The sequence below is a fragment of the Aliidiomarina sp. B3213 genome, assembly GCF_003290085.1.
Classification (GTDB): domain Bacteria; phylum Pseudomonadota; class Gammaproteobacteria; order Enterobacterales; family Alteromonadaceae; genus Aliidiomarina.
In genome coordinates, this window is the sequence record NZ_QMKJ01000002.1 from 324,670 (window position 1) to 351,205 (window position 26,536).

Sequence of the window (26,536 nt, forward strand, 5' to 3'; positions counted from 1 at the left end):
CTACCACATTAAATCATCAGGTATTTTGTAATCAGCATAAGGGTCGTCTTCGTCTGCGTTGTTCTGCGTATCCTGATTGTCATTTATTAAGACAACTTCTGCTGGGCTACGCTCTTGAATTTTGTTCGCTACAGGAACCGGAATAAGAGCATAACCGTCGCCATCCCGGGCAATGGCAAGCTTACCGCGAGTAAGTTCGTTATGAATTTTTTGACTCACATGCAATCGTTTCACCAAAGTACCGTCTGCAAAATTAAACGCAATCTCGCCTTCATGAGCCACACGGTTTACGGTAATCAGTTGTCGCACTTGAGCAACCACAGCTTTCTCATCCGCAGCCGCTTTGCGTTGCCGATTCAATTCTTGATCTCGCGCCACTTGTTCCTTGTGCTTTTCTTTAGCCAGCAGCGTTGCTTCATTCACAACAGCTTTCTTTTTTCCTGCCTGCTTACGTTGAACATGCTTTTCTTTCTTCACGTTCTTAAGCTTCTTTTCATCTGCCAATCCTGCTTTTAGCAATTGCTCTTGTAGCGCATTCTTCATAGCTGTTCAGCCTTTGTTGGTTTAGTCTGTGCGTAGTTTCTAATTCTAACGTAGAACATAGCGAGGATTACTACTGTCGTTCTTCTAAAAGCTCTAGTTCCACTCGAAAGTATGAGAGCAAGTCCTCTAAAACGATTCCTTGGCGGGTGAGTCTTTCAATGTAAAAGTCTGGAAATTTTTTGACGGCAACTAGCGATCTTCCCGAACTCTCATGGAACCAAACACTGCGAAGTTCTGTTGTGCCATTAATACGCTCTATCCCCCAGCTCGTAACTGCTTCTACGCCCACTATTTCTTCCATTTTAGGCGAAAACCTAAGGTCTACATAAAGTGCTGAATCGATCTTTGAGAAACAGTCTTCAGGAAAAAACTCTAAATCACGCCTGAAGGGACTTTCAAGGAGGACAGATTCTTGTGATTCACGACCTTCCGCATACACAAAGTATTTTTCACCTACTTCCAAAACCTCATTTTGGGAGTTAGAAAGCACATGTAAAAATAGTTCTTCATTAGTAATGGGCCCCTTAACTGACTCCTCGACATGGGCTCTATAAGTTACCCCACAAACTGAGCCCCAAGTATCATAGCCAAGCGTCGCATGCACTTCTGCAATCTCTACAACGCCTATAAAACCAGCGTCTTTGAAAAGTTCAGAAGTGGAAATCTTTGGTGGAACAAGCGCATCTGCTTTCCATGTGATTAACACCCCGAGGAACAGAATCCAATATGCTCTTTTCATTCTTTACCTTTTCAGCGCTATATCAATCACAAGTTACAGGGCTCTAGAAATTTCACGGGAAGACTTTAAGTGGTCCGCAAACCTCACCCATAGAGAAGAATACCAATCTCTGTGAGCGAAATATAATTCTTAGGTCTATTTTAGGCAGATCGTATAACGCCCCACCTTAAAAAACGAGATGTCATCACGGTCGTTATTAGAAAAGCTTATCTCACCCTAGGAAGTGGTTGGTTGTTGTCGATAGCAAGCTGAGGGTAACGACTCACCAAATTCTGATAAACATCAGGATATTTTAATCGCAAAACAGCAAGCCTGTTGCGATGGAACTCATCGACTTGAGGTTGATAAGACATTAAAGTGGCTACCGTCTGCTCTAGCTCAGTAATACTTCCTCTCATAACTCCTTGGCGTAGAGCAGCATGAAGCGGATCTTGTCCCAAATCATCAAACGAATAGGGAAAACCTTCTTCCACCAGATATGTCACAAGTTCCGAATTCATCTGATCTACTGCATAAAAAAGAAGCGTCTTCTGTCGCTCGTCAAATCCCCTCAAGTCAGCACCTAAAGATTCTAGGGGCTGCATTTCTTGCGGCGCCCTAAGCCTCAGAACAAATTGTAAATAATCAATCTTACCCTGCCTCAATGAGCTGCTCATCAAAACAGGATAAATATCCGGTCCGAACTCTAATAATTGAGAAAACAAACTTTGACTTTCTGCAGGCGTAAATTCGTGGCTTTCTAGTACCTCTATTGCTTGGTCATAATTTCTTGCCCAAAGTAACTCATTCACTTCTTGAGGAAAGGGGGTAAAAGAGCGCTGTCTGGAGGGATGTTCTTTATAAGTTCGATACCAATCGACTAATACTGGATCAATATCAGACAACATCGCGTGGATGCCTGCCGGAGGCTCTCCCAGACCCTCGGTCAATTCATCGTAAATCTCCTGCTTTGAACGAGGATTCCATTGTTGACTGATAGCCGTTACAGTCTCCCAACACTCATCTCTCAACGTAGAGCTATGTTCTGTTCCCAAAGCAATTGATAAATGGTTATTAAGGTTTTGAGATAGCTCCATAAGAAGCGGATGCTCCTCATCTAACAATGGCGAACTTAGCTCGGGTATTTGGGTTAGGTCCAGTTGGTAGTCGTTGCGTAAAGAAGTCAGCTGCTCTTCATTAAAGTGGTAATCATAGCCCTGAAACGAACCTTTCACGGTTGAGGGCGAAACACTCTCAAATCTAGCCCTAGCACCAAGACCCATCAACCTTTTAACAACTTCGACCGTCTCATCCTTTCTTTCACTTTGTAGGTATCGAGACAAACTCAACAGAGCCCAATCCATAGACGAAGCCAAAAACTCATCTTCTGTAGGTGTCATGCCTCGAAGCAATAACTCTTCAACAATCTTTGGGCGAGACGCTACAACAGCATAATCAAACAACGAGACAATATCGTGCCTATCGTAGTTCACTACGCTTTGAGGGTCTTCGATTGAGTCCAACATCATTGTGATGTCCTCAAATGGCAGTCCCTCATAAATAAAATAAGCTATATCATCGACATTGACAGGTAGCTCTCTGAGAACTTGAGTTTTCTCAGACTCTGACATAGATTCAAATGAATCAAGTCCTGGAAGGGGAATCGCTCGCTGAAAAGTCATGCCAGATGCTGCAAACCCCTCAATACTTTGGCTCGCGCTTTGGTTCAAATCTCGATTATAAATTGCCACTTCTGATTGCCAACGTAGTTGCTCAGCTCTAAAACCGGCAGCTAAGCGAGGGTGCGTAAATCTTGCCATCACCAATGTCACGTCAATCAGCGAATACCCCTCTTGCAGATAGTTTCCCCAAGCTTGCTCTTGGCCATTTAACCAATTTCGACGCGCAACATTATATTCCTGCTGAAAGATTTCGCATTCTCGTAAGTTAGAGGTATCAAAGAGAGCGGTAGCGGTCGATACTTCTTGGACTTGTTCGCGCGAACCTTCACTTTGTGTTCTATTCACCAGGGTGTCGTTAACTTGGAGCTCACTAACTTGCTGGTTAGAGCTATTGACTACCTGCCTTAAAAAATAAAAAGCTGTGATTAAAACCGCAACAAGAAAAATCCATTTTAAAGTATTACGCATTTAACAAATTCCTTTTCGTAAGATTCTCAATGTTAGTCAACATGATTAAATATACTAGATTGGCTCCAGCCTACAAGGCTATCCTCTTTAATCCGGCGGCTACAAAAAAGCCGAGTCACTTTCGTAACTCGGCTTTCAATCACTACCTAAGCTTAAAACAGATTATGCAACGTTAATCGTTGGAATAATTGTGTCTTTAGCTTTCTTCTCTGCCGCTTGGAAGTCAGGCATTTGGTCGAAGTTAAGGTACTTATAGACTTCGCCAGACATAGCATTAAGGTTCTGAGCGAACTCCATATACTCTTCACGAGTTGGAATTTTACCTAAAATCGCACCTACTGCTGAAAGCTCTGCAGACGCTAGGTAAACATTCGCACCGTCACCTAAACGGTTCGGGAAGTTACGCGTAGACGTTGAAAGTACTGTAGCACCTGGGTTCACACGTGCTTGGTTACCCATACATAGTGAACAACCTGGCATTTCTGTACGAACACCATTGCGGCCATAAATGTTGTAGTAACCTTCGTCCATCAACTGCGCTTCGTCCATCTTCGTTGGTGGCGCAATCCAAAGCTGAGTTTTCAACTTCTCAGTGTTTTGTTCGAGCAATTTACCAGCCGCACGGAAGTGACCGATGTTGGTCATACATGAACCGATAAACACTTCGTCTACTTTATCACCAGCTACGTCAGAAAGCGTTTTCGCGTCATCTGGATCGTTCGGGCAACAAACGATAGGTTCAATAACTTCGTTCAGGTCGATTTCGATAACCGCAGAGTACTCAGCGTCTTTGTCCGCTTTCATCATGTCTGGGTTTTCAATCCACTCTTCCATCTTACGAGCACGACGCTCAAGAGTACGCGCATCGCCATAACCTTCAGCGATCATCCAACGTAACATGGTGATATTTGAACGCAGGTATTCCGCAATTGATTCTTCAGAAAGGTTGATTGTACAACCTGCTGCAGAACGCTCAGCTGATGCGTCAGAAAGTTCAAAAGCCTGCTCAACAGTAAGTTGCTCAAGACCTTCGATTTCAAGAATACGGCCAGAGAAGATGTTTTTCTTACCACGTTTTTCAACAGTAAGAAGGCCTTCTTTAATTGCGTAAAGAGGGATTGCGTGTACTAGATCGCGCAACGTTACGCCAGGCTGCATTTCACCTTTAAAACGAACAAGTACTGACTCAGGCATATCAAGAGGCATAACACCTGTTGCCGCAGCAAACGCTACTAGGCCAGAACCCGCTGGGAATGAAATACCTAATGGAAAACGCGTATGCGAGTCACCACCAGTACCCACAGTGTCTGGTAACAACATACGGTTCAACCAGCTGTGAATAATACCGTCACCAGGACGAAGTGATACACCACCACGGTTCATGATGAAGTCTGGCAATGTATGTTGAGTTTCAATGTCTACAGGCTTCGGATAAGCAGCTGTGTGACAGAAAGACTGCATTACTAGATCTGCGTTGAAACCAAGACATGCTAAATCTTTAAGTTCGTCACGCGTCATTGGGCCGGTAGTATCTTGTGAACCCACAGTTGTCATGCGTGGTTCGCAATATGTACCAGGGCGAACGCCTTCCATACCACAAGCTTTACCCACCATTTTCTGCGCTAGCGTGTAGCCTTTGCCAGAGTCGTTAGGTTGCTCAGGCGTGCGGAACATGTCGCTGTGACCTAAACCTAGAGACTCACGAGCTTTCGCAGTTAAGCCACGGCCAATGATTAGGTTAATACGACCACCAGCACGAACTTCGTCGATAATTACGTCAGAAGCGTATTGGTACTCAGCAATAACTTCGCCGTTCTTCTCAATTTTGCCTTCGTATGGATAAATGGTGATTACGTCACCCATCTCCATTTGATCTACGTCCGCTTCAAATACAAGCGTACCTGCGTCTTTCATGGTGTTGAAGAAGATTGGTGCAACTTTGCCACCAATACAAATACCGCCAGAGCGCTTGTTTGGCGTACCAGGCATGTCTTCACCCATGTACCAAAGTACAGAGTTTGTTGCAGACTTACGTGAAGAACCCGTACCCACAACGTCACCCACAAATGCAACTGGGTGGCCCTTTTTCTTCAATTCTTCAATTTGCTCTTCTGCGTTAGTGATACCTTCGCGAGGCATTTTGTACATTGCTTTCGCATGAAGAGGAATGTCTGGACGCGACCAAGCATCAGGTGCAGGAGACAAATCGTCAGTATTCGTTTCGCCAGGAACTTTAAATACTGTAGTTGTAATTGTTTCAGGCATTGCTGGACGGCTTGAGAACCACTCGGCTTCAGCCCAAGACTCAACAACAGCTTTAGCTACTGCGTTGCCGTTTTTCATACGTTCTTCAACGTCGTGGAACGCGTCAAACATAAGAATAGTATGCTTAAGCTCTTCACCTGCGAGCTCTGCAAGTTCAGCGTCGTCAAGAAGCTCTACTAGCGTTTCAATGTTGTAACCGCCGTGCATGTTGCCCAGTAGTTTTACCGCTAATTTCTTATCGATAATTGGTGAAGATACTTCACCTTTAGTGATAGCTGCTAGGAAGCCTGCTTTTACGTATGCGGCTTCGTCCACACCAGGAGGTACGCGTTCGCTTAGCAGTTCAAGTAAAAACTCTTCTTCACCTGCAGGTGGATTTTTCAAAAGCTCGACTAAATCAGAAACCTGTTCTGGATTCAGGGGCTTTGCTGGAATTCCTTCAGCGGCACGCTCGGCCACATGTGCGCGATATTGTTCTAACACAAATGATTCCTCTTAATTGAAAGCCTATCCGCCAAACCATTCTCTCAACCGAGAGAAAGCATAAACGTATACGCATTGAATAAACGCGCGAATTATACGGGAATTTCGTTCAGATTTGAATAAATCCAGAGAATAAAGGGGCTATACCACCCATTCACTTCGTTTATACCACTTTTAAGGCGTATAAAGCTCGTGGACAGCAGCCATAATGGCTTCTTTTGAATACGGCGCTGCTAAACGGTGTTCATCGGCAACAGCAACCAAAGGTAAATCAAACTTTTGACAAAAGCGCTCGCTGGCCTCGAATGGTACTACCGAGTCTTGGGTACCATGAATGACCTTGCAGTTGTTTGGGCTTGGCATTCTCGCAATTAAGTTGGCGTCTTCTGTGTGCAATGCAGGTGCCAGCAACACCAGATTCTCGATCCGCTCTGGGTAATGCGAATACAAACGAGCGGCAACCAAACCGCCAAAAGAAGAGCCGACAATAGTCATACCCGACATCCCTCGAGTTTGTTCTTCTGCAACCAGCAAGCGTTGATTAAGGTCCATGTTCTGAAAGTCTGGTGAAACCAGTTCAGGAAACTCCGACGAGATCATTTGGAATTTACTGCCATGAGGGCCGCTTTCTAGCCCGTGGAAGAAAAATAAACTCATGTTTTCACCGCAAAAGTTTGTTTAACGTGCTCCGCAATACCCACACCGGCTTCAGCCATTGTTAAATATGCATGGTTAGCGCCAGCAGCCAAAATTTTATCGGCTCCATCCTCGTGCAGGCTGTGTGCAATGATTTGCCCTGTAAAACCTTGTTTTCTAAGTTTTTGTGCTGCTATAACGTTGGCGTCTACTTCACTTAAGCACAATATAACGGCCTTCACGCAATTCAGTTTTAAACTTTGCCAGAACACACCGTCTTCGGCGTCGGCATAATGAATGTCGATGCCGTTTTGTTTATGCGCTTCTACCTTCACGGGGTCAGAGTCAATAGCCACCACATTCTCGGTCGCCGCAAGGTATTTATACGCAGCAGTGCCACTTCTCCCCATACCCATTACAAGAAACTCAGCGTCACCTAGCTCCACCGGTTGCTCGTCTGGGTGCCTGATATTTCGTTCGAACTTCATTAAACGGTTACAAATACGGTCGTAAAGCGGATGTGCCACAGCATTAAGCGGCGCCGACACCACAAACGACAATGCGACCAGCAGCGCCAATGGCACTAGGTATTGAGGCATGACCACGCTTGCTACAATAAGACCGAACTCAGAATAGTTTCCTAAACTTAAACCCGCCAAGTATGACGAGCGAGCCCGTAGCTTAAATGCGATGAGAAGAAAGAAGAACAATACAATTTTAAACGGCAACAAGGCTAACATCACGCCAGCGAATAGCCAGTCTTGAGCTTGTGGAAGTCCCTCTAAGCCAATACTGAGAAAGAAGCCGACGAGAAAGAATTCTTTAATGCTCCAAAGTGCTTTCGACAACTCACCAGCACGACCATGTTTAGACAGTAAAGCCCCAAACGCCAATGCCCCTAGCTCGGAACTTAATCCTACCAACTCAAAACCATAGCCCCCTACTACCAGCGCCAGCAATAATCCAAAGAGAATCAGTAAGTCGTCGTGCCCAGCTTTGTCCATTAACCAATACATGACTGGGCGAATTAAAGGCAACGCAAACACTAACAGGGCCCATAGCGATGGAGCCTCTCCGTTCGCTACGGTCATCACGAGCAAAGCGATAAGGTCTTGAACGATAAGAATACCGATGGCAACACGGCCATGAAATGCGCCTAGCTCTCGTTTACCTTCTAATACCTTTGCTGCCAGTACTGTACTGGAGAAGCCTAAGGCTATCGCCACCAGTAAAGCTTCAATAAGAGGCATTGAAAAAATAACGGCACAGGCCACGACCATTACGCCGACCGTGATCACGAAATGCGCAACGCCAACACCTAACACTTCTGGCTTTGCTAGGCTACGAACATTCAGTTTTAAGCCAACCGTAAAAAGAAGTAGCAAAACACCTAAATGCGCAACATGCTCGATAACGCCATCGCTATATTCGGGAACAGGTAGGTAGCTTGAAGCGCCTGCAATAACAAAACCTGCGGCTAGGTAACCCACAAGTGACGGCAAGCCTACGAATCGAGCTAACAAGCCCACGATAAAAGCAAAACCTATCCATACAGCTTCAAGCATTGAATGTTCCTTTCTGTTGTCGCCCTACGTTCATTATGCGTTTTTCTCAGCGTACAAGCCAAGAGCTGAACGTATTAAATCATAGAAAGATTACAAGCTTTCGATTTGCTGATAAAGGTTCATTGCGCGTTGTAGGTGAGTGTACCCATTTACAGCGGCGCTAAGTTGCGACCAATTCGGCGCTCTGGAGGATGACAGAACCGAGGGTTGAGGAGAACGAGAGGTTGTGGAGGCGACATTTCCTTGACGCTGAACTTCCTGAACATTCTTTTGTTGTAGCGTTTCTTGTTGAGCCGCTGATTTTTGACGGCTCAATTCCGCTATCATCCGTGTTTCTTTGTCGACGCTGAACTGTTCCGCATTTTTTTCTGGAGCATCCTTTTGTTCACGACCATTAGCCTGAGCAGACACAGCTTGTTGAGTGGGTCTTGCTAGAGGAATTGGCGAGTTAAGTTGAACATTTTCCACAGGGCAAACAGTCCTTTTACTTCATACAAAAAAACGTCGTTGTTGTACGAAGTAGCAAACGTCATGCCAAAACAAAGCAGCGATTAAAAATACTCTTCCGTTAAAAACCGCTCTCGGTCTATAAAGTGTTGCCAGAACAGCTGACCTGCTGGCCCTAACTGCTTTGAGGCAAGCCGAAGCAAATGAAACTCTAATTGAACGTGGTCAAGAAACCCGGGTATGTGAATCTCTACAAGTTGCCCTTTGGCAATTTCACCGGCAATCATTTGCCGAGGGGCAATTCCCCACCCCATGCCCGAATTTAGAAACTCTACCAAGGTGCGAACATCGTTAACTCGAATTTGAGAACGCCCCGGTAGTTTATAAATTTGCTCTGGATTAATACCCAAATTCATTTCCTGGGGCAAAATATATGCATGCTCAGCCAAGTCTTCTCTTTTCTTCGGCATACCAAATTGCTTGACCAAATAAGACGACATCACCGCAACAAGGTTAAACTGCCCAATACGAATGCTTTCAAAGTCTGCCACTTGATGAAACGTGGGGATCCATGGGCAAACAGCAAAGTCTTCTAGACCTTCAGCCACTTGTTTTAAAGAATTTAATTGAGAGTAACCACTTACTCTTAATTCAGTTGCTGGGAACTGCTCTTGAATTTTCATGACCGCTTCTTTGACCACTAAACCACTCATGCCGGCATCTAGAGCAATACGTAATTGTGGTTCTCCCTCATCCCTTAATTGCACAACGACCGATTCAAGTCGCTCTTGCTGCCTCAAGAGTTCTCGCGCATGACGCATAAAGAGCTTTCCACGTTCCGTCAGATGTAGTCTATATTGACTACGGTCGAGTACTTGAAAACCTAGCTCATCCTCAAGTTTCTTCAGCGTCATACTGAGCGCGGGGGAAGTTCTATGCAGCTGCTGCGCTGCAGACTGCAAACTACCGGTATCGATAACCGTTTGTAAGACTTTAAGCGACCAATTATTCATTAAGAATTACTTAACATCTTTAAAAGAAACATTAAATATAACTTTACTTCATTCATGCATACAATAGCTTACTCAACCACAGTGTCGAATTTTTTAATTTGGGAACTTTAACGATGAATAAACTCATATTATTTCCTGCGCTATTGCTAACTCTAGTATTGGCTGGGTGCAGTGAACAGAGCGAGTCAACTACCGCAGCACAACCGCGCCCAGTAAAGCTAGCTACGGCAGAGTCAGGTGCTCCCGAACGTATTCGTCGTTTTCCTGGCGTGGTAGAAGCTACTCGCTCCGCTCAACTCACCTTTCGAGTAGCTGGGCAAATAACTACGCTCGATTTGCTACCCGGTCAACGGGTTGAGCAAGGTGCACTCATTGCGGCTTTAGACGACACGGACTATAGATTGGCGTTACAACAAGCTCAGGCACGCGCAAGTTTGGCAGAAACTCAGTTCGCACGTATGCAGAGGCTAAGAGACCAAAACCTTGCGTCGCAAGCAGAATTCGACCAAGCACAAGCTGAGCGAGACATGGCTAACGCTCAGCTAGAAACAGCGCAAGCCAACTTAAGCTATACAGAAATTCATGCCCCTTTCACAGGCGTAATTTCATTACTTCATGTTGAGCCCTACGAGAACATCGCCCCTCAAGTTCCTGTAGTGACTTTACAGTCAGACGAAACTGTAGATGTTGCGATACAAGTGCCAGAAAGGCTATTCGCTCGTGTGAGAAAAGAAGAACAAGAGTCGCATGAGTACCAACCGGTTATTCAGTTCGACAGTTTCCCGGACCAAACTTATTCAGGCGTACTCAGAGAGTGGGATCGCATTCCAGACCCTGCGACCAATACTTACCGCGTCGTTTTCTCATTGCAAAAGCCTGAGAACTTCAACGTTCTGCCCGGCATGACAGCCACCGTTTCTATTGATAGCCAGCGTGTACTTCAGGGCACCGCAGAGTCTGTGAGCATCCCGGTCGGTGCTGTTTTTAGTCGTGACGCTAGCAACCAAGACCAACATTTTGTTTGGGTTTTCGAACCTACTTCAGAAGACCTGGGCGTTATTCGTCTGCAAGCGGTAGAGTTAGGCTTTAGTACTTCAGAATCGGTCAATGTTGTTTCTGGATTAACGGCTGGGCAAGAAGTAATTACAGCGGGCGTTCACCAGCTTTCTGAAGGCACAGAAGTTCGTCGCTGGACACGTGAGCGAGGTTTATAAGAATGGATATTGCTCGTTATAGTATCGAACGCTCCACCAGCAGCTGGCTCTTTCTATTTATTTTACTATTTGGCGGCATCGTTGCACTTAACCAGCTAGGTCGGTTAGAAGACCCGGAGTTCACCATTAAGCAAGCTATGGTTGTTACGCCTTATCCTGGAGCTTCAGCTACACAGGTTGAAGAGGAAGTAACGGTTCGCTTAGAAAACGCATTGCAACAACTACCCTACATTCGACATATTACCTCAACCTCTATGCCGGGCATGTCGCAAATTCAAGTGGAAATGAAAGACATTTACCGAGCTGATGATCTAGCCCAAATATGGGATGAGTTACGCAGGAAAATGCATGATGTATCGCCCAACTTACCTCCTGGCGCAGGCCCTATTCAGGTGAATGACGATTTCGCCGACGTTTACGGAGTTATGGTGGCGTTGCATGGCGAAGGGTACACGCTACCCGCGCTTTACGACCACGCTAAGTTTCTACGTCGAGAGCTGTCACTGGTTCCTGGTGTTGCGAAAGTCATTATCGACGGAGTGCAACAAGAGCAAGTTAGTGTCGAAGTTTCACGTGCACGACTTGCCAATTTAGGTATTCCGCCGCAACAAATTTATGAACTTCTAAGAACCCAGAATACAGTTTCTAATGCAGGTCGAGTTCAACTGGGTGACGACGCTGTTCGCTTTTACACCACAGGAGAGTTCAGTGATGTAGAGGCTCTAGAGTCGCTCATTATCAGTAATCCGGGGCAAGAAGCTCAACTTTACCTCGGCGATGTCGCTAATATCCATCGGGAAGTTCAGCCCGTTCCCCGTCATTTAGTACGCATTAACGGCAAACCTGCGCTTTGGCTAGGTGTTTCCTTTACCACGGAAGTTAACGTAGTGGAGGTTGGTGAACGCTTACAAAGCAGGCTCGACGAGCTTGTTGAGGCTACTCCCGTAGGTATGGAAATGACATCCATATACAATCAACCTCAGGAAGTGAATAATTCAGTGAGTGGCTTCCTTTGGAACTTATTACAAGCGGTGGTTATTGTCGTCCTTTCACTCTTCTTAACCATGGGCAAGCGTAGTGGTTTCCTTATTGGCTTTGTGCTCTTTCTCACTGTTATGGGCACGTTCATTTTCATGGACATCTTCCATATCCAACTGCATAGAGTGTCCCTTGGGGCTCTCATCATTGCCCTAGGTATGCTCGTAGACAATGCCATTGTAGTCACTGAAGGTATGTTGGTTGGTGTGCAGAGAGGGAAGTCTAGGTTACAAGCTGCACAAGAGGTCCTCAAGCAAAACCAATGGCCATTACTAGGTGCAACTCTCATCGCTATTATTGCATTCGCACCTATTGGCTTGTCTTCAGACGCTACAGGCGAGTTCGCCGGTTCTTTGTTTTGGGTGCTTCTCATTTCATTAGGTCTTAGCTGGGTTACTGCGCTTACTTTGATTCCATTTCTAGGAAATAAGCTGTTCGCAAAAGGCGTGCAAGTGCAGGAAAGCGACAACGCGTTGTACGACAAACCGGTATTTAAAGCCTATCAAAAACTCCTTAGTGCAGCCTTGAAGTGGCGTGTAGTTACCATGGCCGCCATGACGGCGTTACTCGTATTGTCGGTTTATGGTTTTGGTCAGGTGAAACAAAGCTTCTTCCCGAGTTCGAACACTCCGATATTCTTTGCCAGTGTTTGGTATCCACAAGGTACAGATATTAGAGCCACCGCAAACGACCTAAGTCGCGCAGAGAATTATTTACTCGACATTCCAGAGGTTGTTTCAGTTGCTACAACCATTGGCCGCGGTGCTCCTCGCTTTACCTTGCCATACTTGGTCGAAAAGTCTCACGAGAACTATGGCCAGCTAATCATTGAAGTAAACGACAAAAACAACTTACCTAACGTGATTGCGCAAACGAGAGACTATTTGGCGACTCACCATCCGCAGGTTCGCGCACGCCTAAACCAAATGGAAATAGGTCCGCCCGTAAAGGCTGCTATCGAAGTACGGTTCTCGGGTCCAGAACCTCAAGTTCTGCGCGAACTCGCACAGCAGGCGGAAAATATTTTGCAACAAGATACGAGCATAGCCACACTATGGCACAATTGGCTAGAGCCCAGTAAAGTTCTTCGTCCTCAATTCAACGAAACGCATGCCAGACGCGTAGGCGTGACAAAAGAAGATGTGGACGACCTACTGCTGGCGAACTTCCATGGCCGACGTGTGGGTGTTTATCGTGACGGCACCGACTTATTGCCAATTGTTGTTCGTGCGCCTGAGGAAGAACGCCTGTTCATCGAACAATGGCAAGACATCTTGGTACACAGCCCTACGCTAAATCGCTACATTCCACTAACACAGGTTGTCGATGACATCCCACTGCAATGGGAAGAATCGCTTATTCAGCGCCGAGATCGCAAACGCACCCTCACCGTTATGGCCGACCCTGATCCGCTCTCTGAAGAAACGCCAGCGGTAATTCAAGCGCGTGTTCGAGATGCCATAGAAGCAATAAATCTTCCTAACGGCTATAAAATGGAGTGGGGTGGAGAGCATGAAGCGTCAACCAACGCCAAAGCTGCCTTGTTTTCCTCACTACCACTCGGTTATTTGGCCATGTTTGTCATCACCGTTCTGTTATTTAGCTCTGCGCGGAAAGCCTTAGTCATTTGGACCACCGTGCCGTTATCCATTATTGGTGTAACAGCCGGGTTACTGCTCACACAACAAGCATTTAGCTTTATGGCGCTGCTTGGTATGTTGAGCCTGACAGGGATGCTAATTAAAAACGGTATTGTGTTACTGGAACAGGTCAAAGCGGAAGAGGACGAGGGCAAACAAGGGTATCAGGCTTTAATCGATGCCTCGGTGAAAAGAGTGCGACCAGTTAGCATGGCAGCGGTCACCACTATACTAGGCATGATTCCGTTACTGTTCGATGCTTTCTTTGCCAGTATGGCTGTAGCCATCATGTTTGGACTTGGTTTTGCGACAATTCTGACACTTATTGTAGTGCCCGTTATGTATAGCTTCATGCTCAGAATTGGCCACGCAACAAAAGCTACGGATTAACCACCCGCAAAGTAGAAAAAGCACTTTCTGGGTGGTTGTGTGCTAATTCCAGCAACCGCCCATCGGGCAAGCGCGCTATAGGTGTGTATGCGGAGTGTCTCGGATTGGCAAAAATAGCACTACTGACTTCAGAGCGAAGTTCTGTTCGCGTTTGCGCGCTTTCAATGCCTTGTAACCGAAGAAAATAACGAAGTAATGCATAAAAGCTGTCATTGTGGCCTCGGCGGTATTCAAGCTGGGTATAGCGCACGTCGCTCTCATTGGGTTCAGTTACAATCATGAATTCGTATGGGTAGGAATTTTCGAAGACGCCTTCACACACCCAGAAAGGAAGCCGTTCGTCGCCCTCTTCACGGACTCCGTTGTATCGACCACGATCGCAACCACCCCATGCGCTCTGTTCAAATGCAGTAATTTGTGCGAGCGTTTGTTCTAAGTTCAAAACATCAACGGACACAGGTTCTTCAGTACTGCATGCTGCAATCGACAAAACGAGAGCAGCACCAAAGACTTTCTTGATCATACCAATGTCCTTCCTTCTAGCTGCAATAGCCTCGACTTATTCTCTAAACCGCCAGCATAACCGCCTAGCCCACCATCAGCATTAACCACACGATGGCATGGAATAATAATCGCGATCGGGTTCTTACCGTTGGCTTGACCTACAGCTTGAAAACCCTTTGGTCTGTCCACGAACTCAGCTAACTGCTTATAGGACCAAGTATCACCGTATGGAATTTCAAGTAGGGCATTCCATACTTGCTTTTGGAAAGCAGTTCCGCTCGGAGCAAGAGGCAAATTGAATTGCCTCAGCTTGCCCTCGAAAAACAAATCGAGTTGTCTAACGGCTTCGGTTAATACGGTATCCGCCGTTCGTTGTGTCTGCAGGTCCCTCGCAAACTCAAGGTGAGTTAACGCATCACCCGAGCTTTTTGCGGTTAACCAGCCCACTTTTGTTTGCCAAGTTACGGAGTTCATAAACTCACTCCTAGGTTCCTAATCGTTTGAAGGCACGTTCCTCGCGCCAACTCCATAAGACAGGAACGATAAACATGCTAAGAACAACGAAGCATAACCCACCTACTGTTGGAATGGCTAACGGTAACATGAGGTCTGCACCCCTTCCTGTCGCTGACAGAACAGGCAGTAAAGCAAGAATAGTTGTTGCGCTAGTCAAAAGACAGGCCCTGGCACGTCTCGTTGCTGCGGCAATAACCTGTTCACGCAACTCACGAGTTGAGACTGGGGTCACGCGCTCAAATTTTTGCTTTAAGTAAGTGGCCATGACTACCCCGTCGTCAACCGCAATTCCGAATAGGGCTAGAAACCCAATCCAAACGGCAACGCTTAAGTGTACCGTGTCGATATTGAAAATATCGCGCATGGACTGACCGGCCGTTAACCAAGGAATGCCAAAATTCCCGAACCAGTCTGTACCGTACAAATACAACAAAACAAGTCCGCCAGACCAAGCAACAGCGACTCCCGAGAAAATAAATAAGGCACTCGAAATACGGTTAAATTGAACGTACAGCACCAACAAAATAAGTAACAACGCGAGTGGAATAATCCAACTTAATCTTTCCATAGCTCGCTGTTGCTGTTCATAACTACCGGCAAACCTGTATTGAACACCTGCTGGAAGCGTTTCGCCCCCAGCACTCAAAACCTCTTCGATACGCTTCGATGCGGCCTCTACAACGGCGACATCAGTAAGGCTTGGCTCAGAAGAAAACGTGACATAGCTTGTCAGAAAGGTATTTTCTGTACGAATCATTTGAGGACCTTGCTCGAAGGTAATGTCGGCAACTTCAACTAAAGGTATTTGCTCTCCATCCGGTGTTGTTAACCACACTTGTTCCATAGCTTCGACATCGTTTCGTCGCTCCAACGGATAACGAACACGCATATTGTAACGTTCCCGTCCCTCTATGGAGGTAGATACGGATTGACCGCCAATAGCAGTTGCAACCGTGCGTTGAACTTGCTGCATCGTTAAGCCATATCTTTGAATACGTGCGCGATCGACATTCACAACAAGATAAGGCTGACCAATTACACGTTCTGCATTGACCGAAGCAGGACGGATTCCAGGTGTTTCTTGCAATATTCGCTCAAAAACCAGAACAGCTTCCTCAAGTGCTTGTAAAGTTCCTGCTTGAACTTTAATACCTGTATTAGCACGCATGCCCGTCTGCAACATAATTTGACGTGTCTCAATAGGCTGCAATTTAGGTGCGGAAGTGACACCGGGTATTGAAGCTGCGGCAATAATCTCCTGCCAAATGTCTTCTGGAGACTGAATATGCGTACGCCAATTCCGAAATGGCTGACCTGAGTCATCAGGAACCAAATCGCCATGTTCGTCTCGGACAAATTCGTCCTGCGCATCAACTTTGAATCGTTGAATTCGACCATTCTCGTCCACCACATATTCAGGAGCATAAGCAATATAGGTTTCAACCATAGAAATCGGAGCAGGATCGAGCGCGGTATCTGCACGGCCTATTTTTCCTACGACACGTTCCACTTCAGGAATAGCGGAAATAGTCCGGTCTTGCTCGCTTAAAATGTCGAGTGCCTCGCCTATCGAAGCATGCGGCATTGTAGTTGGCATCAATAGGAACGCGCCTTCGTCTAAGGCAGGCATTAACGTTTGCTGAAAGCTGGGATACAAAGAAACAGCCCACAGTATTAAAGCAACTGGTAAGGCTAAAAATGCTGCTTTGAATCTCAGGCAGAAGGCCAGTAGGTGCGGATAAACATAAAGAAAACCTTTAAAAACACCCACGACAACAGCGAAAACGAAAGCGACAAAAACAAAGTTACGAAGGCTGCCTGCTTCCACACCTAATGGAAGCCAGGCGCCAGCTAGAACCCATCCGATATATGCCAATAACAAGGCATAAATAACACGGTAAACCTTGTGGTGTTTGTGCTTGAGTTTGTCTACAAAATCAAATCGCTCACTTAGCAACAAGCGTAGAAGAGAGGGTAGAATCACCACAGCCACGAGTACAGATGCCAGAAGAACAATTGTTTTCGTGTACGCTAATGGCGTGAAAAGTTTACCCTCAGCACCTGTAAGTGCAAAGACAGGAATAAAACTAATCACCGTTGTAATTATTGCGGTAAATACTGCTGGAGCCACTTCTTTAGTAGCCCGAGCAACACTTTGCGTGCGCTCTTTGTTGGTTGCGTCCGAGCCTCGCGCATGGCGGTAAACGTTTTCCGTGACAATAATAGCCATGTCGACAATCGTACCGATTGCGATAGCAATACCAGCCAGTGCGACAATGTTGGCTTCAATATTCATCACCTTCATCACCGCAAAAGTTAGCAGTACCGCGAGTGGCAGCATCGCACTTATGGCGAGTGCAGAGCGAAAATGAAGAAGCAACAACAGAACAACCGCTGCGGTCACCCAAAGCTGGTGAGAGAGCGCGTTCTCAAGTGTTCCCAAGGTTTCTTGAATAAGGTCTGATCGGTCATAAAACGGTACAATGGTTAATTGGCTCTCGCTCAACCATTCAGGCCAAACCCTCTCAGGGTGAGCTTTTAACCAATTCGCCCAAGCGTCATGCGTTGGCTCTGAGTCATCTGCTTGTGGATGACTGCCCGGAAAGAGCGGTAAACCTTGCTGTTGAGCGAAGTTCACCACGGTTTGTGCAGACGTTTCACGCCAATCTACAATAGCTTTGGCAGGAAGACTCCGTCCTATTTGCTGTACTTCTTCTTGTACGCGCTGAATGACCTCATAAGGATTGGCTCCCTCACGAACCGTGACCACACCTCCAACAGCTTCTGCACCGTCTACATCGAGCGCGCCTCTACGACGCGCAGGACCAAAGCTCACAGTAGCCACATCTGAAATTCGTATGGAGCGGTGGTTCGGTAACTGCTTGACGGTTGCACTTCTCAATTCCTCGAGAGAAGTAATAAACCCTTCTCCACGAACCAAGTAATCAACCCCGTTAATTTCAGTGTTGCCCGCCCCTACTTCAAGGTTGGCCTGGCGAACCGCATTCTCAACATCCTGAATACTTAATCCATACTCGCGTAAAGCCTGTGGATGAACATCAACCTGATACTCGCGGACGAAACCACCCACTGAAGCCACTTCACTGACACCTTCGGCTTGCATAAGTCCATAGCGTACATACCAATCTTGTACACTGCGGATCTCGTCGAGGTCCCAACCTCCAACTGGCTGTCCAGACCGGTTTCGCCCTTCGATTGTGTACCAAAATACTTGGCCTAAACCTGTCGCATCAGGTCCAAGTTGAGGCTGAACTCCAGCAGGAAGTGCTGACGAAGGCATTGAAGAGATTTTTTCCAAAATTCGAGTTCTTGACCAATAGAAGTCGACGTCTTCTTCAAAAATGACCGCTATGCTTGAAAAACCAAACATGGAAACGCTGCGCACATCTTTAACACCCGCAACACCCATGAGGTTAACCGTAAGCGGATAACTTACCTGATCTTCAACGTCTTGCGGCGAGCGCCCGGGCCATTCAGTAAATACAATCTGCTGATTCTCTCCGAGGTTAGGAAGTGCATCCACAGCGACAGGATTGCGAGGTGTCGACAACTGCCAACTAAACGGAGAAACATAAACCCCTGCACAAACGATCAGGATGGCCAGAATTCCAGCCACCAACCGATTTCTTAAAAGCCAGGCAATCATGACTAAGAAGCCTCGTGTTGCAGTGGTTCTCTCATTTCACCGCAGCGCAGCATCATCGAGCCATAATAGGGATTTTGAAGTTCCCGGTTAGGTTGCAACCACTCCGCCCCTGCGCCAGATCTCGCCATCGGACAATATGCAACATGCGCTTCTATAGAGGTGCCTTGCTTTCGGGCTATTTGAATCCAAGCAAGGGAGTAAAAGTAAAAATGGTCTCGTGCGGTTTGCAAATCAGAAACGTGCATGACGTGCTGCTGACCTCTTGTTGCCTGTGCACGTATCTCTGACATTTGCTCCGACCAATCCACAGCGTCAACCGCAGCCATATAGTTTTCTGCAGCTGATTTCCAAGACTGCAAGTCGTCCGATTTGAGCGCGTCCCATTGAGCAAAATAATGCGTAAGTATCACCTCTAGGTTCTCATCCGAGATAATCTCAGTGGCCGCATTATGATTAGGCATATTTTCCATCGAACTCTCATCAACTAGTTCGCTGTGCTGGTGCTCTTGGTGTTGGCGGCCACTCATCATGCTTGCCTGACCGCGTAGTTGAAGTTCACTATCTAGCCTGAAGTTCCCTTGTGTCACAACAAGATCGCCAGGCTTTAAACCAGCTTTAACCTCGTAATAATCCCCAAACGACTTACCAATTTGAACTTCTTTACCTGCGAATTGGTATTCGTTCTCAGGGTTTTGCACGTACACCCACGATCGCTCGCCGGTATACATCACCGCACTTTTTGGAATTAAGACTTGGTCTTGCTGTTCGTATTCAAGTTGAGCGTTGACAAACGCTCCAGTTAACAGTTGAGAAGCTCCAATTTCGAACTCGACACGTGCAGTCACAACCTGGCGGCTGTCATCAAATTCAGGTTCCAATAACGTCACGGTACCCATAAGTGGCTCTGCTAAACCAACGCTATTCACCACCACTTTTTGACCTTCACTAAGGTAGGCTACTTGGTTTGGAAACACGTCGAGTTCAACCCAAACATGCTCGGGGTCGGCAATGCGTGCGATTGGTGCACCGCGCTCAACGTACTCACCGACTGCGACTAAAGCGTCAATCACAACACCCGACATAGCCGCATATATTGCAACGGCATCTTCTTGATTCCTTTCTGCCACTAATCTTTCGATATCAGACTGAGGGATACCTAACCACTGCAGCCTTTGAGCCGACGCTCTCAAGGTTTCCTGCGCTGAACTGCGTAAAGTGGGTGAAAGCTGACGATTTTCAAGCAGCTGCACTGCGTCCAAGTATTCCTGTTGCGCGCTCAAAAGTTCAGGACTGTATAACGACGCAACCCGATCGCCTGCATTTACCTGCTCACCCACTTCATCGACATGTAAGGTTTCAATGCGACCGGCAGACCATGCCGTAAGTGTTTTAATATGCCGGGTATCCCATTGAGCACGCCCTTGAAGCTCCACCATTTCTTTAGCGACGCCTTGTATTACAGGCGAGCTTTGGACACGCATTAAAGACACTGCTCGCGGTGAAAACTCGGTAAACTCTGCACTCTCGGAGACTTCAACGCCTTCATTTTCAATAGGAATCAGGTCCATTCCGCAAATTGGACAAGTGTCATTAGGATCGGTACTGCGCACTGAAGGGTGCATCGAGCAGGTGTATTCCGTAACGGTGCTGCCATCAGCAACTTGCTCTGCCAACGTGTGGTCATGAGCATCTTGCTCGGTACAAGCAGTAAGAGCGAACATTAGGAAGAAAATACTCGCTAAGCGGGTTAAAACTTTTTTATCAATAAACATGGCAATGCCTCAATCGTACAACTTAAAAGAAAACGTTTCGCCGCAAAGCAAGTTGCAGCGTCAGCGGGTTTCCTTAAGCACGACTGGGCGGAGGATTCTGAAGGCTTGCGTAAAATTGATAATTGAGAGTGACGTACGGTATGCGCTCGGAAGACATGCGCACATGGGCAACAGTCGTCGTTGAAACAAGGCCAGCACTCGACGCGACCACATGCTCGCAGTGATCACATCCTTTATCACAACTATGAACGGTATGAGACTGACCTTCATCACAGCAATCGTATAGTGCGCTGGCATCGCTTATCGCTGAATCGCTCTTGTGCATCGGACAAGGAGCATCTTCATTTTTCACGATGTGATTCGTTGGCATATTTTCATTTGGCACAGCAAAGCTCGCGGGCGCTGCAAGAAGCCCCACGGTCATTATGCTTATAAGTAACCAAGTGAAAAAAGTTTTCATTAGTCCACAATATTGCTTAGTGAAACACTATTATGACCTGCCTTAAACACCTACGCAAATAGCAACGGTATTATTTGTTTACACTTTGTTACTGCTAAGCTTTTCATTTTGTCGCATTACCTTATAGAATCGGGAGGTTATTACTAAAAAACAACAAGAGGACTTGTCATGTTGAAAAAGCTCGCAGTAGCTAGTGCAGTAGCATTTGCACTTGGACTGAACGGGTACGTAGCTCCAGTATCAGCGCAAGAAGGTGAAGACGCTGAAGAGGAAATGACGTACGCGAAACTCATTGAAGACTTAGAAGTTCAAGAAGGTCTGTTCAATCTTTACCGTGATACAGAATCTGGTGAGTTAATGATGTCACTCACGGAAGACCAATTGAACACCCCTTTCCTTTACTTCGCGATGACTCATGACGGTGTACTAGAAGCGGGTCATTTCCGTGGTTCATATCGTGATGAGAAAATCGTTGAGTTTCGTCGTTACTACAATCGTATCGACATTATCCAACGCCCTATTCGATTCAAATTTGATCAAGACAGCGCGCTAAGCAATGCAGAAAGTGCAAACATGAGCACGAGTGTTCTTGCTTCGCTTGAAATCAAACATGAAGAAGACGGCCGTATTGTTATTCCTGCCGACGACATTTTTGTAAGTGAAGCACTGCACCGTGTATCTCCTTACCCGAACCCGAACAACCGTGACGGTTTTAGCGTAGGCAGTTTCAGCAAGTCACAATCTCGTGTACTGAACGAGCGTGTATATGACAACAACCTAGACGTTGTTGTGAACTACGTGTTCAATAACCCGAATCCTTCTTCGTGGCCAACGGCTGCAGTAGCAGACCCACGTTCTACTTCGGTAACCATGCAGCACTCTTTTGTTGCACTACCGGAAAATGACTTTGAAGCACGCCGCGACGATGCTCGTGTAGGTTATTTCGGTAACCAGTTTGACGATATGACTTCAGCAGACTGGGCTCCGTACATGGACAACATCAACCGCTGGAACTTGGTTAAGCAAGATCCATCAGCTGAAGTTTCAGATCCTGTAGAACCTATCGTTTTCTGGTTGGAAAATACTACTCCTGAAGAGTGGCGTGGCGTAATTACCGAAGGTGTACTTGCTTGGAACGTAGCATTTGAACAAGCAGGCATTTCTAACGCGTTAGAAGTACGCATTCAACCAGACGACGCAGAATGGGACGCAGGCGACATTAATTACAACGTAATCCGTTGGACTTCATCTCCGAACCCTCCATTCGGTGGCTATGGCCCGTCTCTAGCTAACCCTTATACCGGTCAAATTCTTGGTGCAGACATCATGATGGAATATGTCTACATGACGAATCGCTGGATTGAAGGTGAACTATATGGTGCAAACGACGCTTCAATTGATGACGCGGCATACTGCAGCCAAGGTCACTTGATCAACGAAGGGCTACTAGCTGGTGCAGCGATGTCTGGCTTACTTGGTGTTGAGTCTATTGAAGACAACGAATTACTACGCCAAGGTATGATTCACGTAATTTTGCACGAAGTGGGCCATACACTAGGTCTGAATCACAATATGAAAGCTTCTATTTTGTGGGATTCAGAAGAAGTGCATGATGCAGCGACAACACAAGGTCAGCTTACTGGTTCTGTTATGGACTATGCGCCAGTAAACATCGCACCACCCGGCGTTGAACAAGGTGATTATTACCAGTACGTAGTAGGTCCTTATGACCGCTGGGCAATCGAGTACGGTTACAGCCAAGCTGCAGCAACTCCAGAAGCTGAAGAAGAACGTTTAGAAGAAATTCTTAGCCGTTCACACCAACATGAACTAGCGTTCGGTAACGACGCTGACGATATGCGTGCACCTGGTCGCCACATCGACCCACGCGTAATGATTGGTGATATGTCTTCAGAGCCTGTGAAGTATGCACAAGGTCGCTTCGCTATCGTGAACGAGACTTTTGGTACTCTACTTGACGAAGCGCGCCCAGAAGGCGAGTCTCACGAACAGCTATCGACATTAGCTAGCCGTTTGTTTGGTAACTACTATGGCCAAGCTGGCGTGGTTTCTCGTCAAATTGGTGGTGTTTATGTAGAACGTGCATTCGTAGGCCAAGGCGCTGAAAATGCTCCATTTACACCAGTGCCAAAAGAGCTTCAAAAAGAAGCGATGCAAACGCTAACTGACTCGGTATTTGCACCAGACGTTCTTGAGTCTATGGAACCTGTTCTTGCATACATGCAAAGACAGCGTCGTGGCTTCAACCACTATGGTAATAACGAAGACCCGAATTTTCATGACATGGTACTGATGATGCAACAGAACGTGTTGAATCATGTACTTCATCCGAACACGATGAAGCGTATTACCGACTCTACACGCTATGGTAACGAGTACCCACTTGGCGAAGTGATGACTGATTTAACAGACGCGGTATTCCCGAATCCTCGTTCAATCACAACCACTAGCCGCAACCTGCAAATTGCTTACGTAGAGCGTTTAATTGCAATTTCAGGCCTAGAAGGTGACTCACCGTTTGATCATATCAGCCGTACTGCGGCGTATGCGCAACTAGAACGAATCAAAGCGATGCGTGCTCCACGCCGCTCTGACTTCGAAGTGGTTGCTCATTTCGACTACATCAAGCGTATGATTGAGCAGGCAATGGAAGCCTAATGAAACTGGGTCCAGCCACCCTTGTTGCCGCGGCCTTTATTGGCCCCGGCACGGTGGTAACAGCTTCTCTAGCTGGGGCCCAATTTGGATATGCGCTGATTTGGGTACTTGTGTGCGCAATCGGCGCTACCCTTATCCTTCAAGAAATGGCCGCGCGTGTAGGCGTGGTTACTCAACAAGGACTTGGGGAGAATCTTAGAACTTTAGTCACTCACCCTATTCTCCGAATTTTGTTTTTCATTCTCGTTATAGCTGCAATTGTGATTGGTAACGCAGCATATCAGGGTGGAAATATTACCGGTGCCAGTATAGGTGTCAGTGCGTTAATGCCCTCGCCCGAAATATTTGAAACTCTTCAATCGAACTACAATGTCAATGTTTGGACCCTGGTCATTGGTACTATCGCAGGTGTGATTCTCTGGCAAGGTCAATATAAGAGGATAGAAATAGCACTTATCGCACTTGTTGCTTTAATGAGTCTAGCGTTTTTAAGCACATTTATACTTACAGGACCAGATTGGCTAGGGCTATTTAAAGGCTTTCTTCCATCAGCGCCAAGCGGCAGTTTATATACGCTCATGGCTTTAGTGGGTACAACGGTTGTTCCATACGCCATTTTTCTTCATGCGGATAGCGCGAGACAACGCTGGCATGGTCAAGACACCCAGCATGCGCTGAAAGAGTCTAATCAAGACCTTTGGACTTCAATTCCGATTGGCGGGTTAATCACCTTAGCCATTCTCTCTACCGCTTCAACGGCCTTTTTCGCGAAAGGCTTAACGATTAGCGGCCCGGCAGATCTCGCGACAACCATAGAGCCGGTCTTCGGTGATGCCGCCGGAATACTCATGGGAATTGGCCTTTTTGCAGCGGGTATATCTTCAGCTATCACAGCACCACTTGCTTCAGCATACGCTTTAACAGGCATCCTCGGTGGACAAAGAAGTCTTAACGGACGAATGTTTAAGCTGACATGGATAGGCATTCTTATTACGGGCGTCATCATAGCTTCATTGCGTATTCAGCCATTAACCCTAATTACCTTTGCCCAGATAATGAACGCCCTACTATTGCCGCTTATTGCAACTTTCCTTTTAATGGCGGTAAACCACAACAAACTTGGAAAATACAAAAACACAACCACGCAAAACATTTTAGGTTTCGTTGTGGTTCTATTTACACTTGCCCTCAGTTTAAGAACATTCTGGTTTTTATTTTTTAGGTAAGGCAGCCGCTGCTAATTTTTTAAGTTTTTCCCAGTTCTTGTCAGCAATCACATCCTTTGGAAGAATCCATGATCCGCCCACGCAAAGCACGTTATTAAGCTCTAGATAATTACTAGCATTTACTGCAGAGATACCCCCTGTTGGACAGAACCGCATTGCAGGGAAAGGTCCGGCTATAGCCTGCAACATAGGCACTCCACCCGCAGCTTCAGCTGGGAAAAACTTCAAATGTGTGTAACCTTTTGATTTGGCGTACATCAACTCTGACACCGTGGAAATTCCAGGAATCAGCGGAATGCTCCCAGCTGCAGCAGAGTCAAGTAACTCGGGGGTTATACCTGGACTTATTGCGAATTCGGCACCTGCCTCTTGCGCGGAATCTAGTTCTTCAGGGGTACTGACAGTTCCCGCACCAACTACAGCTTCCGGTACAAACTCAGCTATTCTAGAAATAGCTTCCAATGCCACATCACTTCTTAAAGTAACTTCTAAAAGCTTTATTCCCGCGCCAACTAAAGCTTTAGCTAAGGGCACCGCATCATCTAAATCGTTTATAACGATAACAGGAACGATAGGGGTTAAACTCATTAAGTATTCAGGTTGGTGTTTCCAGTGTTTAAAGCTCATAGCTCCCCCATCTGTTGCTTTTTCTCTTGTAACTGTTGTTTGAGATACTGCCCTACCCCTCTAAGGCCAGCATGTTCAGCTGTGATTACAAAGCAGGGAATAGCCTCTGCAACTTTGCAAAAGCGCCCCTTATGCTCAAAACGCGCTCTAAAGTTTGATGTTGCCAACAAATTCATTAGTTTTGGAACTACTCCGCCTGCAATATAGACACCGCCATAGGTATTTAGGTTTAACGCCAAGTTGCCCGCGAAAGTTCCTAAGCTAGCGAAGAATTGGTTTACTGCTTCTAAAGCTAATGTATCGTTACCGCTCAATGCGCGCTTTCCTATCTCAGCAGCGCTCAAGTTATTCACATTCTTGCCATGGTAATCAGCCAAAGCGAGATACAACGTTTCTAATCCAGGGCCGGAGAGAACACGTTCAGCGGATACACGACCAAACCGGTTATGAATATACCGATGAATTGCCCACTCTTTTTCATTAGTAGGCGCCCAGTCAACGTGTCCACCTTCACCAGGTAGTGGTATAGCGCTGCCATCTGGAAGAGTAATTAAATGGCCAACCCCTAACCCTGTACCGGCACCCAGAATTGCTTTCGGCGCCTTAGGTGCAATCTTACCTCCACCTATTTGCTTGAGTTCATGTGGTTTCAAAGTCACTACGCTCATGGCTGCCGCTGCAAAATCATTGAGAACGATGAAAGTTTTCAAGCTCATGGCCTTTTTCACACCGCGCACTGAAAACTTCCAATGGTGGTTCGTCATATCAATTTCGTCAGCATCAACAGGGCAGGCTATAGCTATAGCTACATGCTCAAGTGGCACTTCTTGTTCATCGCTATACGCATTTAAAACATCACCCAGAGTGGGGTAATCAGCACAAGCAAAAACTTGAATCCGATCAAGCTCAAAGGTAGTCAAATTAATGCGGCTAAAACGCGCATTTGTGCCACCTATATCCGCTACTACTGCAAATGTAGACAT

The 26,536-nt window shown here is 46.4% G+C and carries 18 protein-coding genes; 4 read left to right on the forward strand and 14 right to left on the reverse strand.

The genetic code is table 11. The annotated features are described in order from the left end of the window. The 8 genes from DQX04_RS06775 to DQX04_RS06810 form a co-directional block, all read right to left on the reverse strand. Positions 1 to 543, reverse strand: coding sequence for a DUF2058 domain-containing protein (locus DQX04_RS06775; RefSeq protein WP_111915142.1), 543 nt, complete (start codon positions 541 to 543; stop codon positions 1 to 3). Between the two features lie 70 nt (positions 544 to 613). Continuing rightward, positions 614 to 1,282 (reverse strand): hypothetical protein, encoded by a 669-nt coding sequence (locus tag DQX04_RS06780; RefSeq protein ID WP_111915143.1) that lies wholly within the window; start codon positions 1,280 to 1,282, stop codon positions 614 to 616. 206 nt (positions 1,283 to 1,488) lie between these two features. After that, positions 1,489 to 3,411: an ankyrin repeat domain-containing protein gene (locus DQX04_RS06785; protein ID WP_111915144.1), complete on the reverse strand. Its 1,923-nt coding sequence runs from the start codon at positions 3,409 to 3,411 to the stop codon at positions 1,489 to 1,491. Positions 3,412 to 3,573: 162 nt separating this feature from the next. Continuing rightward, positions 3,574 to 6,159 (reverse strand): bifunctional aconitate hydratase 2/2-methylisocitrate dehydratase, encoded by a 2,586-nt coding sequence (acnB, locus tag DQX04_RS06790; RefSeq protein WP_111915145.1) that lies wholly within the window; start codon positions 6,157 to 6,159, stop codon positions 3,574 to 3,576. A 174-nt stretch (positions 6,160 to 6,333) separates the two neighbouring features. After that, a complete protein-coding gene (locus tag DQX04_RS06795) occupies positions 6,334 to 6,816 on the reverse strand; it encodes an alpha/beta fold hydrolase (RefSeq protein ID WP_111915146.1) in 483 nt (160 codons plus the stop codon). Next, a complete protein-coding gene (locus DQX04_RS06800) occupies positions 6,813 to 8,360 on the reverse strand; it encodes a cation:proton antiporter family protein (RefSeq protein ID WP_111915147.1) in 1,548 nt (515 codons plus the stop codon). The genes DQX04_RS06795 and DQX04_RS06800 overlap by 4 nt, the downstream gene beginning before the upstream one ends. 90 nt (positions 8,361 to 8,450) lie before the next feature. After that, positions 8,451 to 8,828: a hypothetical protein gene (locus DQX04_RS06805; protein ID WP_111915148.1), complete on the reverse strand. Its 378-nt coding sequence runs from the start codon at positions 8,826 to 8,828 to the stop codon at positions 8,451 to 8,453. An 83-nt stretch (positions 8,829 to 8,911) separates the two neighbouring features. Continuing rightward, positions 8,912 to 9,820, reverse strand: a complete 909-nt coding sequence (locus tag DQX04_RS06810) for a LysR family transcriptional regulator (protein ID WP_111915149.1) — start codon at positions 9,818 to 9,820, stop codon at positions 8,912 to 8,914. A 113-nt stretch (positions 9,821 to 9,933) separates the two neighbouring features. On the opposite strand from DQX04_RS06810, the gene DQX04_RS06815 reads away from it, so the two are divergent. Continuing rightward, positions 9,934 to 11,034, forward strand: a complete 1,101-nt coding sequence (locus tag DQX04_RS06815) for an efflux RND transporter periplasmic adaptor subunit (protein WP_111915150.1) — start codon at positions 9,934 to 9,936, stop codon at positions 11,032 to 11,034. 2 nt (positions 11,035 to 11,036) lie between these two features. Beyond that, positions 11,037 to 14,102: an efflux RND transporter permease subunit gene (locus DQX04_RS06820; protein WP_111915151.1), complete on the forward strand. Its 3,066-nt coding sequence runs from the start codon at positions 11,037 to 11,039 to the stop codon at positions 14,100 to 14,102. Here DQX04_RS06820 and DQX04_RS06825 read toward each other — a convergent pair. From DQX04_RS06825 to DQX04_RS06840, 4 genes are read right to left on the reverse strand one after another with little or no spacing between them, the layout of a single operon-like run. Beyond that, on the reverse strand, positions 14,092 to 14,625 hold the full coding sequence (locus DQX04_RS06825) for a hypothetical protein (RefSeq protein ID WP_111915152.1): 534 nt from the start codon (positions 14,623 to 14,625) through the stop codon (positions 14,092 to 14,094). The two genes, DQX04_RS06820 and DQX04_RS06825, sit on opposite strands and share 11 nt — an antisense overlap. Then, the gene (locus DQX04_RS06830; RefSeq protein ID WP_111915153.1) at positions 14,622 to 15,080 is read right to left on the reverse strand and encodes a methylated-DNA--[protein]-cysteine S-methyltransferase; all 459 of its coding nucleotides are present in this window, start codon (positions 15,078 to 15,080) and stop codon (positions 14,622 to 14,624) included. The genes DQX04_RS06825 and DQX04_RS06830 overlap by 4 nt, the downstream gene beginning before the upstream one ends. Positions 15,081 to 15,090: 10 nt before the next feature. Then, the gene (locus tag DQX04_RS06835) at positions 15,091 to 18,789 is read right to left on the reverse strand and encodes an efflux RND transporter permease subunit (protein WP_111915154.1); all 3,699 of its coding nucleotides are present in this window, start codon (positions 18,787 to 18,789) and stop codon (positions 15,091 to 15,093) included. A 2-nt stretch (positions 18,790 to 18,791) separates the two neighbouring features. After that, positions 18,792 to 20,561, reverse strand: coding sequence for an efflux RND transporter periplasmic adaptor subunit (locus tag DQX04_RS06840; protein WP_111915155.1), 1,770 nt, complete (start codon positions 20,559 to 20,561; stop codon positions 18,792 to 18,794). Between the two features lie 628 nt (positions 20,562 to 21,189). On the opposite strand from DQX04_RS06840, the gene DQX04_RS06845 reads away from it, so the two are divergent. Both DQX04_RS06845 and DQX04_RS06850 read left to right on the forward strand, forming a co-directional pair. Further along, entirely contained in the window at positions 21,190 to 23,700 is a 2,511-nt protein-coding gene (locus DQX04_RS06845) for a zinc-dependent metalloprotease (protein WP_111915156.1), read from the forward strand. Further along, complete coding sequence (locus DQX04_RS06850; protein ID WP_111915157.1) at positions 23,700 to 24,926, forward strand: Nramp family divalent metal transporter; 1,227 nt, start codon at positions 23,700 to 23,702, stop codon at positions 24,924 to 24,926. Before DQX04_RS06845 ends, DQX04_RS06850 begins: the two co-directional genes overlap by 1 nt. Here the strand turns inward: DQX04_RS06850 and DQX04_RS06855 are convergent. Together DQX04_RS06855 and glk are read right to left on the reverse strand one after the other, a co-directional pair. Further along, a complete protein-coding gene (locus DQX04_RS06855; RefSeq protein WP_111915158.1) occupies positions 24,912 to 25,553 on the reverse strand; it encodes a bifunctional 4-hydroxy-2-oxoglutarate aldolase/2-dehydro-3-deoxy-phosphogluconate aldolase in 642 nt (213 codons plus the stop codon). The genes DQX04_RS06850 and DQX04_RS06855 overlap by 15 nt on opposite strands. After that, positions 25,550 to 26,536 (reverse strand): glucokinase, encoded by a 987-nt coding sequence (gene glk / locus DQX04_RS06860; protein ID WP_111915159.1) that lies wholly within the window; start codon positions 26,534 to 26,536, stop codon positions 25,550 to 25,552. The genes DQX04_RS06855 and glk overlap by 4 nt, the downstream gene beginning before the upstream one ends.

Coding starts and splice junctions, on each gene's coding strand:
- DQX04_RS06775 (WP_111915142.1), bottom strand. CDS start 543: ATGAAGAATGCGCTACAAGAGCAATTGCTAAAAGCAGGATTGGCAGAT.
- DQX04_RS06780 (WP_111915143.1), bottom strand. CDS start 1,282: ATGAAAAGAGCATATTGGATTCTGTTCCTCGGGGTGTTAATCACATGG.
- DQX04_RS06785 (WP_111915144.1), bottom strand. CDS start 3,411: ATGCGTAATACTTTAAAATGGATTTTTCTTGTTGCGGTTTTAATCACA.
- DQX04_RS06795 (WP_111915146.1), bottom strand. CDS start 6,816: ATGAGTTTATTTTTCTTCCACGGGCTAGAAAGCGGCCCTCATGGCAGT.
- DQX04_RS06800 (WP_111915147.1), bottom strand. CDS start 8,360: ATGCTTGAAGCTGTATGGATAGGTTTTGCTTTTATCGTGGGCTTGTTA.
- DQX04_RS06810 (WP_111915149.1), bottom strand. CDS start 9,820: ATGAATAATTGGTCGCTTAAAGTCTTACAAACGGTTATCGATACCGGT.
- DQX04_RS06815 (WP_111915150.1), top strand. CDS start 9,934: ATGAATAAACTCATATTATTTCCTGCGCTATTGCTAACTCTAGTATTG.
- DQX04_RS06820 (WP_111915151.1), top strand. CDS start 11,037: ATGGATATTGCTCGTTATAGTATCGAACGCTCCACCAGCAGCTGGCTC.
- DQX04_RS06825 (WP_111915152.1), bottom strand. CDS start 14,625: ATGATCAAGAAAGTCTTTGGTGCTGCTCTCGTTTTGTCGATTGCAGCA.
- DQX04_RS06830 (WP_111915153.1), bottom strand. CDS start 15,080: ATGAACTCCGTAACTTGGCAAACAAAAGTGGGCTGGTTAACCGCAAAA.
- DQX04_RS06835 (WP_111915154.1), bottom strand. CDS start 18,789: ATGATTGCCTGGCTTTTAAGAAATCGGTTGGTGGCTGGAATTCTGGCC.
- DQX04_RS06840 (WP_111915155.1), bottom strand. CDS start 20,561: ATGTTTATTGATAAAAAAGTTTTAACCCGCTTAGCGAGTATTTTCTTC.
- DQX04_RS06845 (WP_111915156.1), top strand. CDS start 21,190: ATGTTGAAAAAGCTCGCAGTAGCTAGTGCAGTAGCATTTGCACTTGGA.
- DQX04_RS06850 (WP_111915157.1), top strand. CDS start 23,700: ATGAAACTGGGTCCAGCCACCCTTGTTGCCGCGGCCTTTATTGGCCCC.
- DQX04_RS06855 (WP_111915158.1), bottom strand. CDS start 25,553: ATGAGCTTTAAACACTGGAAACACCAACCTGAATACTTAATGAGTTTA.
- glk (WP_111915159.1), bottom strand. CDS start 26,536: ATGTCTACATTTGCAGTAGTAGCGGATATAGGTGGCACAAATGCGCGT.